The sequence below is a fragment of the uncultured Thiohalocapsa sp. genome (assembly GCF_913063425.1).
Lineage (GTDB): Bacteria > Pseudomonadota > Gammaproteobacteria > Chromatiales > Chromatiaceae > Thiohalocapsa.
Window position 1 is genome coordinate 1 of record NZ_CAJXYK010000092.1, and the last position, 9,344, is coordinate 9,344.

General features: G+C 67.9%; 8 protein-coding genes. 1 reads left to right on the top strand and 7 read right to left on the bottom strand.

Going from position 1 to position 9,344, the window contains the following annotated elements:
* Positions 1–1,061: 1,061 nt before the first annotated feature.
* The 5 genes from QZ607_RS25110 to QZ607_RS25130 all read right to left on the bottom strand — a co-directional run bounded on the left by QZ607_RS25110 (position 1,062) and on the right by QZ607_RS25130 (position 4,162).
* Positions 1,062–1,250: a hypothetical protein gene (locus QZ607_RS25110; protein WP_295888829.1), complete on the bottom strand. Its 189-nt coding sequence runs from the start codon at positions 1,248–1,250 to the stop codon at positions 1,062–1,064.
* A 37-nt stretch (positions 1,251–1,287) separates the two neighbouring features.
* Positions 1,288–1,710 carry a type II toxin-antitoxin system VapC family toxin gene (locus QZ607_RS25115; protein WP_295888832.1) on the bottom strand — a complete coding sequence of 141 codons (423 nt, stop codon included), beginning with the start codon at positions 1,708–1,710 and terminating at the stop codon, positions 1,288–1,290.
* Complete coding sequence (locus QZ607_RS25120) at positions 1,697–1,957, bottom strand: AbrB/MazE/SpoVT family DNA-binding domain-containing protein (RefSeq protein WP_295888835.1); 261 nt, start codon at positions 1,955–1,957, stop codon at positions 1,697–1,699. The genes QZ607_RS25115 and QZ607_RS25120 overlap by 14 nt, the downstream gene beginning before the upstream one ends.
* A 371-nt stretch (positions 1,958–2,328) precedes the next feature.
* Positions 2,329–2,679 (bottom strand): hypothetical protein, encoded by a 351-nt coding sequence (locus QZ607_RS25125; protein WP_295888837.1) that lies wholly within the window; start codon positions 2,677–2,679, stop codon positions 2,329–2,331.
* 313 nt (positions 2,680–2,992) lie between these two features.
* Positions 2,993–4,162, bottom strand: coding sequence for an ATP-binding protein (locus QZ607_RS25130; RefSeq protein WP_295888850.1), 1,170 nt, complete (start codon positions 4,160–4,162; stop codon positions 2,993–2,995).
* 825 nt (positions 4,163–4,987) lie between these two features.
* On the opposite strand from QZ607_RS25130, the gene QZ607_RS25135 reads away from it, so the two are divergent.
* Complete coding sequence (locus QZ607_RS25135; RefSeq protein WP_295888841.1) at positions 4,988–5,605, top strand: Uma2 family endonuclease; 618 nt, start codon at positions 4,988–4,990, stop codon at positions 5,603–5,605.
* 6 nt (positions 5,606–5,611) lie between these two features.
* Here the strand turns inward: QZ607_RS25135 and QZ607_RS25140 are convergent, their stop codons facing one another.
* A complete protein-coding gene (locus QZ607_RS25140) occupies positions 5,612–7,309 on the bottom strand; it encodes a sulfotransferase (protein ID WP_295888843.1) in 1,698 nt (565 codons plus the stop codon).
* Positions 7,309–9,344 (bottom strand): PEP-CTERM sorting domain-containing protein (locus tag QZ607_RS25145; protein ID WP_295888846.1); only part of this gene is annotated, 2,036 nt, incomplete at its 5' end. The genes QZ607_RS25145 and QZ607_RS25140, both read right to left, overlap by 1 nt.

Below are 9,344 nucleotides of genomic sequence, written 5' to 3' on the forward strand. Positions count from 1 at the left end.
CAAACTCCAGCCGCAGCGGTCTCGCAATTTGCCGACCTCCAGAACGCCTTCCCGCCGCGAAACAGACTGCCGCGAGCACAGGTGTGCAATGTGAGACCTGACCCCGTGTCGGGTGTGCAATGTGAGACCTGACCCCGTGTCGCGCGTGTCGTGACCCCGTGTCGCGAAACAGACTGCCGCGAGCCCAGGTGTGCAATGTGAGACCTGACCCCGTGTCGCGGGTGTGCAATGTGAGACCTGACCCCGTGTCGCGCGTGTCGCGAAACAGACTGCCGCGAGCCCAGGTGTGCAATGTGAGACCTGGCCCCGTGTCGCGTGACCCCGTGTCGCGAAACAGACTGCCGCGAGCCCAGGTGTGCAATGTGAGACCTGACCCCGTATCGCGCTCGCTAATTCTTGCGTAGAGAGCACTCTGGCGCACAATGCGATAAAGTAAGACGCGCACACCAAGTATCATTCTATGTTGCGAGGATGCGCTAACCATTGCGCCAGCCCGACCGCCAACTGGCCAGCCGCCGCTGACGCGGGCGGCTGGCCAGTTGGCGGCGGGCTGCGCACAACGTTCGCGGGTGCCCGCTTCCCGCGGACCGATGCGCGGATCTCCCTGGTTACCGCGTGTTCTCAATGTCAGGCTCGACACGGCCTCGGACCCCGGGGAGTATCCGTGCCGCTCGCCAGAGCGCGACACGCATTGTTGCCTACCGGCGGGACAAAACCGTCGGCACTCACCAACCGAAATTTTCGGGGCTCAACACCTTCAGGGTCGGCTTCACCCGTTACCTTTGCCCCTCGCCTGCTGCTCTGGCCTACGCATCGACGTGTCCGTTACTGTCCACGCTGCAAGGCTCGATACTGGGCTCGCGGCTCACGATTACCCAGGCGGGCCTTCCACCCGCTGGAACACGCGGCCTTGCCAGGCCGCACTGACCCCATGTCTTCTGCGGATCGGGTCTGACGAGATCGTGGTTGCCGGGGACGGCGATCAGCTTTGCGTGCCCCGCGCCCAGTTCCTCCAGCCGCTGCCAGAGCGGGTCCAGCACCTGTTCCTGCATCGCCCTGAACTATTGCGCCTGGCCGGACTGCACCAGATCGCCGGTGAACAGCACGGCATCCCAGGGGCCGCAACGCCCGTGCAGTTTGGCGATGTCGTCCAGAAAGGGCTGGCGGAGGTTGGGCCAGAGGCAGTCCTGCCCGCTGAGCCCGTAGTGCGGATCGGTCAGGTGGAGCCATGCGAATCCGTCTCGTTGCATGCGCTCAGTTGTCTCCTTCGTCACGGTCGCTGCGGTCCTACTCCAATGTCGGGACGACCACCGGTACGACGCTCCCGAGCCTGCTGGCTCGACGGGCAAAGCGCCGATCATCGAAGCTGTACAGGGCCTCGCAGTGCTGAGAGCCCGCCAGGTGCAGGGCGTCGGCGAAGTCCATCCCGGCCACGGCCAGTGGCAAGGCGGCGGCGATGCGCTCCGACTCCTCGGTGTTGACGTGGCCAAGGCCCAGGAGGTGCTCCAAGACCTGGACGATCTGCGCCGTCTCGAAGCGATAGAAGGCCCGCAGAACCCACTCCAACTCCAGCACCACCGTCAGCGGGACGAAGAGGCTGGGGCGCTCGGTCAGGATCTGCCTCGCGATCGGGCGCTGCTTGGCGGCCTCCGGGTCGCCGGGGTCGTCGACGTAGAAACGGGCGAGGATGTTGGTGTCAAGGGCGATCATCGTCCTCGGCCCGCATCGCCTCGGCCACATCGAAATCCGCCAATCGCCGCTCGCCGGCAAGGTCGCAGCGCAACATGCCGTAGCCGTCTTCGACCCGGGACAGTGGTATCGACTTCAGCGGACGCACGCGGATGCTGTCGCCTTCCATCTCGAAATCCAGCTTGCTGCCCGGCACCAGGCCGAGTCGGCGGCGAATGGCAGCGGGGATGACGACCTGACCTTTGTCGGACACGGTGACTGTCGGCATGAGCGGCCCAACCTCTTACCCAGTAAGCTGCTCGACAGGCTAGCACAACGAAATTGCCGTGCCCATCGCCCTCGATCCGCGCCTCGGCCATCGCCGACCCCAGCGCTGGGAAGCGGCGCACGTGCCCTTGCTCCGACCCCGAGTACAAACCCACGGATGAGTATCAGGGGGCGCGTGCCGATCTCGGTCGAGCCAGCGCTGACGGCAAGAATCGATCCTCAAAACTGGCTCTCATAGACGTCGCGCGTCGCATCGTCGCGGTAGGGCGGCGCCTTCACCCTTCCATGCGGACTAGGGGTCACGGACTAGGGGTCAGGTCTCACATGTAACGCGGACTAGGGGTCAGACTAGGGGTCAGGTCAGACTAGGGGTCAGGTCTCACATGTAACGGCGGCCTTCTCGTCGCGCTTGACCGCGCGGCTCACCGTCAGCCGGCTGACGCCGAAGTAACCGGCGGTGGTCTGCATGCTGTAGGCATCGCTGCGGTACGCCTCTGCCATCGCCCGGTCGCGGTCTGAGCAGCAGGCGGCATATTCGGACAGCGGCTTGGCCGGGGCGCGGCGCTGGCGTTTCGGCACCTCCCGCAGCGAGCGCTTTGGGTCGATCCACCCCTGCAACTTCTCAACGAACTGATCGGAGCCTGGGTAGATCTGGCTCTTGAGCCCCTGCCACGGGCGGGCGGCGCCGATGCCCGCGGCGACGAAGCGCCGGTAGCCGGACACGGCGGCGGCGCGCCGGCAAACTCCAGCCGCAGCGGTCTCGCAATTTGCCGACCTCCAGAAGGCGTTACCGCCGCGAAACAGACTGCCGCGAGCAGAGGTGTGCAATGTGAGACCTGACCCCGTGTCTGTGCAGAAGGCGTTACCGCCGCGAAACAGACTGCCGCGAGCAGAGGTGTGCAATGTGAGACCTGACCCCGTGTCTGTGTGCTGCAATGTGAGACCTGACCCCGTGTCTGTGCTGCGATGCACTGGAACCGCCCCGCTTCTGGCGGCCAATAATCTGCTTCTCCTTGGCGTGGTCCGGCTCTGATCGCTATCGATTGAGCGCAGCCAATTGGGCGATCTGTGTCCAAGGCAGCGCCGTCGCCGCGCGGCGCTGCTGCATCTGCGAGCCGCCGTAGAGGAGCCAGCCCGGCGCGGCGGCCTCCGCTGCCAAGGCCGCGAAGCGCTCAAAGCCGGTGAAGAAGTCGCCGCCCAAGGTCTGACCAGACTTGATCTCCACCGGTACCAGGTCGGTGCCCCGATCCATCACGCAGTCCATCTCCAGCCCACCGCGGTCCCGCCAAAAATACAGATTGGATGGCAGGCCCGCGTTCGTCCTGGCCTTCAGCAGCTCCACGATGACCCAGCCCTCGAACAGTGCCCCGCGGAGCGGGTGCGCGCTTAGCTGCGCCGGCGCGCGGATCTCCAGCAGCCAAGCGGCGAGCCCAGGATCGAGAAAGTACAGCTTTGGGGTCTTGATCAGTCGCTTGCCGAAATTGCGGAAGTGCGGTCGCAGCTGCATGAGCACGAAACTGGCCTCCAGCACCGAGAGCCATGCCTTCGCGGTGTTGTGGCTGATGCCGCAGTCCGCAGCGAGGCCGGACAGGTTCAAGAGCTGTCCGCTACGCCCGGCGCACATCCGCAGAAAGACCTGAAAGCTGGACAGGTCGCGGACGTTCACCAGTTGCCGCAGGTCTCGCTCCAGATAGGTCTGAACGTAATTGGCATACCAACGGCTCGGGTCCAGCCCGCGATCGTAGATCGGCGGATACAGGCCGCGGACCAGCAGGTCGTCGATGCTGACCGGTGCGAGCTTTCGGGGCAGCTCCGCGTAGCTGAACGGCAGCAGCGTCAGCAGTGCGGCACGCCCGGCCAAAGACTGCGAGACGCCGGCCATCATGTCGAGCTGCTGCGAGCCGGTCAGGATGAATCGGCCCGGTTGCGGGTCGCGGTCCACCATGCCTTGGAGGTATGACAGCAGCTCCGGCGCGCGCTGCACCTCGTCCAGCAGCGCGCCGTCCGGGTACTGCGCCAGAAACCCGCGAGCGTCCTCCAGCGCGAAGCGTCGCTGGTCCGGGTCCTCAAGCGTTGCATAGGGCCGATCCGCAAAAGTCGCCCGGCACAGGGTCGTTTTGCCGGACTGGCGCGGTCCGGTGACGACCACCACGGGGTAGCTCCGTGCGAGCTCGGCGAGGGTCTTGCCTGCGGTGCGGGGGATCAGCATGCGTTCGGATGCTGGCGATCATAAGGCTGATTGTCAATTCAACTTACAATCAGCCGGACACGTGGCCCGGCAAGGACGCGCGCTTCCTGTTTCGCGCCATCGCGCTGCATGGAGACAGCGCATGCGAGGCTCTCAAGGAGACCTTGAAAAATTGCCGTCGCGGCAATTTTTCACGACGCGAAGCTAAACGGCGGTTTCCGCTTCGCGCCATTGTTCAAGCGCTTGGGCGCTTGAGAAATGGCGGGTCGTCCTGCAGCGCACGGGCACCTCGATTTTTTCGAGATGCCCTCCAAGGGCATGCGGCAGTTGGATGGCATCTCACGCAGAACGTCGACCGCACCGATTCCCGGGTCGGTCCTCGCCTGCAAGGGCGAGGCGATTTGGGCGCAGGTGTGAGACCTGCCACCGGCTCTTCGCGGCCCTAGGAGCGGTGTCGCAAAAGAAGCCGCCCCTCGAGGGCGGCTGGCATCCCCTGCCGGGCAGGGGCGAGGGGTCAGGCGCGGCGGCGGCGCGCGGCCAGGGCGCTTTAGTCTCGGTTCTGTGGGGACCCGGACATGGCGCCGACCGAAGGCGGCTTGCGCGGCGAGCACCGAGCCGCAACGCTAGCCCGTGCTGCGACCAAACCCGCCGCCGGACGCCGATTGCCCTGCGCCGCGCCCGTGCCTAGACTCGGACGCATGTCTGCTTTGAGCGGCGGCGTTGCTGCCCCGTCGGGCGAGCCTCGGTTTCCCTCCCGCGTGCGCTGGTGACGTGCCGCAAGCGGCGCTCGCAGCGACGGCTTTCGGCGCCGCCGGACCCTCTGACCGGAGATTCCCGATCTCGATGCCTGCCCTCGTGCCGCCCGCCGGCGGATTCACCTGGAGCGATTACCGCCGCTGGCCCGAGGGCGAGCGTTGGGAGCTGATCGGCGGGGCGGCCTTTGCCATGTCGCCGGCACCCTCGATCAGGCATCAGGAGGTTGTTCTGCGTTTGTCCAGCCGGCTCGAGCAGCAGCTTCGGGGGCGGTCCTGTCGCCCCTTCGTCGCCCCGACGGACGTCAAGCTCTCCGAGTCAGACGTGGTCCAGCCGGACATCCTCGTGGTGTGCGACGCCGCCAAGATCGCCCCGACGCACATCGAGGGCGCGCCGGACCTGATCGTCGAGGTCCTCTCGCCCGGCAGCTCGGCCCGGGATCTGCGCGACAAGAAGGCACTCTACGAGCGCTCTGGGGTGCGCGAGTATCTGGTGGTCGATCCGCTGGAGCACTATGCCATCCGCTTCCTGCTGGGGGCCGACGGCTACGACAAGGGCACCGTGTTCGCCGCCGACGAGCCGCTCTGCTTCGTCACCCTGGAGTCGCTCCAAGTCCCGCTGTGGGAGCTGTTCGACCTGCCGGGCCCGGCGGCCGGCGACGCCGCCACCCCGCGCGGCCCCGATGACCGCGGAGCCGACGCCGGCTGATCCGGCTCAAGGCCCAGTGGCGCCGAGGCCGTGGGGGTAATCGTCGCCGACGATGGCCCGCAGCGGTGCCAGGTGGCGCTCATAGGCGCGCCAGCGGGCCACGGCGCTCTGGTACAGCGGCATCTGCACCTGGGCGACGCTGGCGGTGCGCACCAGCCGACGGTTCTCGTGAAAGCGCAGGCAGGCGTCGTCCCACTCGAGCCCGATGTGGGCGATGACCCGCCGCGCCTGGGTCTCCAGGTCCGCCACCATGGCCTCGTAGGGTAGGTGCAGCAGCATGCCCGGCGGCAGCACCTGCTGCCAGTGGTGCATCAGCGCGATGTACCGATTGTAGTGGCGGCCGAGCTCTTGCAGGTCGTATGCGAACTCCATGGTGTCGTTGAAGAGCCGCGTGTAGTTGGACAGGCAGCTGTCCATCGGGTCGCGCATGCTGTGGATGATGCGCGCGCCGGGCAGGCAGCGGGCGATGAGGCCGAGGTAGTGATAATTGCCCGGCATCTTGTCGGTGATGCGCAGCGCATCGGCGTCGTGGGCGCGCAGGCGCGTCAGGTATTCTGCGCCGATCTCCCGGCAGTGCTCCTCGGTGAGCCGCGGCAGCCAGTGCGCGACGTCCACCGGCTCACCGGTGGCCGGATGCTCGCGCACCACGTCCACAAAGTCCCTGAGCTCGCCGGCGCCGTACACCCGCGGGTGGCTGCACAGTACCTGCTCCAGCAGCGTGGTGCCGGAGCGCGGCATGCCGACGATGAGCACGGGTGTCGGATCGCTGTTCGGCGGGGGCGACGGGATGCTGCCGGCGGGTGAGGCGGCCTTGAGCGCCGCGCACAGGCGCTCGGCGTGGTCCTCGTTGTGCGTGAGGGTGGCGCGCTTCAGGCGGTTCGCCTCCTGGAACGCGAGGAAGGCGAGGTCGGACAGCCCCAGATCATCCCGCGCCTTGCCGACGGCGAACAGCAGCCGCATCCGCTGCTCGCCGTTCAGCGTGTTGCGGGCACAGAGCTGGCCTTCCAGAAAGAGGTAGTGCGGATCATCGGCGCGGTACCTGGTCAGCGTGGCGATGTTGTGGTGCGCCTCCAGAAAGTCCGGCCGGGCGTCGATGGCGAGGCGCAGCCGCTCGCGGGCGGCGTCCAGCTCGCCGCGCTCGATGAGGATGGCGGCGGCGTTGTTCTGCGCCTCCGCGTGCCGCGGGTCGATCTCCGCCGCGCGCAGGTAGGCATCCAGCGCGGCGTCTTCATCACCGAGGCGATTCAGCACACTGCCGAGGTTGTTCCAGGCCAGGTTGTGGCGCGGGTCGTGCCGCACCGCCCGCCGGTAGGCGTCCCGCGCGCCGGCCGGATCGCCGGCGTCATCCAGCGCAATGCCCAGGTTGTACCAGGCGACGGCGTCGGCGGGCGCAAGCTCCGTGGCGGCGCGGCCGTGCTCCACGGCGGCGTCGGTGCGGCCCAGCCGGCGATAGAGCTCGCAGAGGTTGCGCCGGTACGCGGCGACAGCGGGTGCTCGCGCCACCGCGGCGGCCATGAGCTCCGCCGCCTGCTCGCCCTTGCCCACCTGATGGGCGAGCAGCGCCAGGCCCTGGTAGGCGGCGGCGTTGCCCGGGGCCGTGGCGAGCACCTGCCGATAGGCCGCCTCGGCCTCGGCGAGCCGGCCCGCCGCGCGCAGCTGCTCGGCCGCCGCCAGCGGGTCCGCCTTGCGGGGCTGGCGCGCCATCAGTCCGTCCCCCGGGCTCCGCCGCGGGTTCTCCGCCGGGCGCGCGCGGCGGACCAGCCGAACAGCCCGAGCCCGATCAGCGCCCAGGTGCCCGGCAGCGGCGTGGTGTACAGATCCACGCCGTCGGCGGTGTACTCCAGATACACGCGCCGGCGGCTGTCGAAGGCGTAGACCAGGTCGCCGTCGGCGTAGTTGCTGAAGGTGCCGGTGCGGGTGCCGTTGGCGAACATGAGCATCAGGCGGTCGAGCGCGGAAAAGGCAAAGCCCGGGTCCAGGTTCAGCAGCAGCTCGCCGCCGAGCACAAGGTCGCCGCCCGTGAGCAGCGGCACGCCGGTGTAGTCGCCGAAGCTCAGCAGGGTCATCGCGAGCGTGCCGCTGGGCTGGCTGAAGTCGCCGAAGATCGTGGATGTGCTGGTCACGAGGTCCATGTGGCCGGTGTTGGTGACGTCGATGCCGCGGCCCGTGCCGTCGTCGCCCAGGATGTTCAGGCCGCCGGTGACTGTGCCCGCGTTGCTGATGCCACCGTAGACGTCGGCCAGGCTCACCTCAATGGCGGTGCCGGCGCTGGTGATGGTGCCGGTGTTGATGATGTTACCGTAGACGATGCCGACTGCGTTGACGGCGATGCCGCGCCCCCCGGCCTCGATGGTGCCGGCGTTCACCAGATCCTGTTCCAGCCAGGCGTCCCGGGTGATGCGGATGCCGTCTTCGGCCGCATGGATGGTGCCGTCGTTGTTGAGGGCGCCGCGTACCCTGGCACTGTTGCCGAGGCGAATGCCGTCGCTCGCCGAATCGATCTGGCCGGCGTTGCCGATGCCGCCGAAGACGTTGCCGCCCTCGACGGCGATGCCGTCGTCGCCGTTGTTGGTGGCGGTGTCGATGCGGCCGCCCGCGGCGTTGGTGATGCCGTCATTGACGGTGGTGCCGGCATAGACGCCGATGCCGTCGTTGCCGTAGCCGGCCTGGTTGCTGGAGCGGATGGTCCCGGCGTTGCGCACGCCGCCGTTGATGACCGTGGAGTCGGTTGCCCAACGCCCTCGCGAGATGATGATGCCCACATCGCCCGCATCGATGACGCCGCCGGTGTCGTTGACGATACCGCCGCTGACTTCGGATGAGCTTTGGACCGCGATGCCCCACATCGCGTTGATGTCCCCGGCGTTGCGGATGCCGTTGGCGACGGTGGAGCTGTCGACAAATATGCCCTCGTCGTCCGCGGCGGTCAGGCTGCCGGTGTTCTCGACCGCGCCGACGCTGGACTCCCAGCCGATGCTGATGCCCTGCCCGCCACTGGTGCCGCCCACGCCGGCGACGATGGTGCCCGCGTTGGCGATGGTGCCCTGCACGGTGCTCGTGTCGACGTAGATCCCTCTGTAGCCGCTGGTGATCTGACCGCCCGCCGCGTTGGTGATGTCACCGTCCACGGCGCTTGTCGTCCAGACGCGGATGCCATGGTCCCCCGCGGTGATGCCGCCCGAGTTTCGGATACCGCCGACGGTGGAGGACGATGTGACTTTGACGCCGTCTTCATCGGCCTCGATGCTGCCGGCATTGCGGATGCTGCCCTGGACGCTGGCAGCGCTCAGCAGCAGCACGCCGTCGCCGTTTGCGGTGATGGTGCCGCTGTTGCCGATATTCCGGCTCACGGTGGCACCGGCGATCTGAATGCCCTCGTCGCCGCCGGCGATGAGGCCGTCATTACTGAGGCTGCCCTGCACGCTGGCCCCGCCGCGCAGCAGCACGCCTTCGCCGTCGGCGGTGATGCTGCCGGTGTTGCTGATGCTCCCGGCCACGATCGCGCTGTTGTCGACCTGAATGCCGTCGTCCGCGGCCCCGATGCTGCCGGCATTGCTGATGCTGCCGATGCTGGCGCCGGTCGTGGACTCGCGTACGCCGTCGTTGCCGCTGCCGCTGCCCGGCGCGGTGATGCTGCCGCCGGCGGTGATCTCCAGGTCATTGCCGCCGCCGATGAGCTGGGTGCCGTTGACGGCGGTGTTGATGGTGATCACCGCGGCGGCGGCCGGCCCCGGCGCGG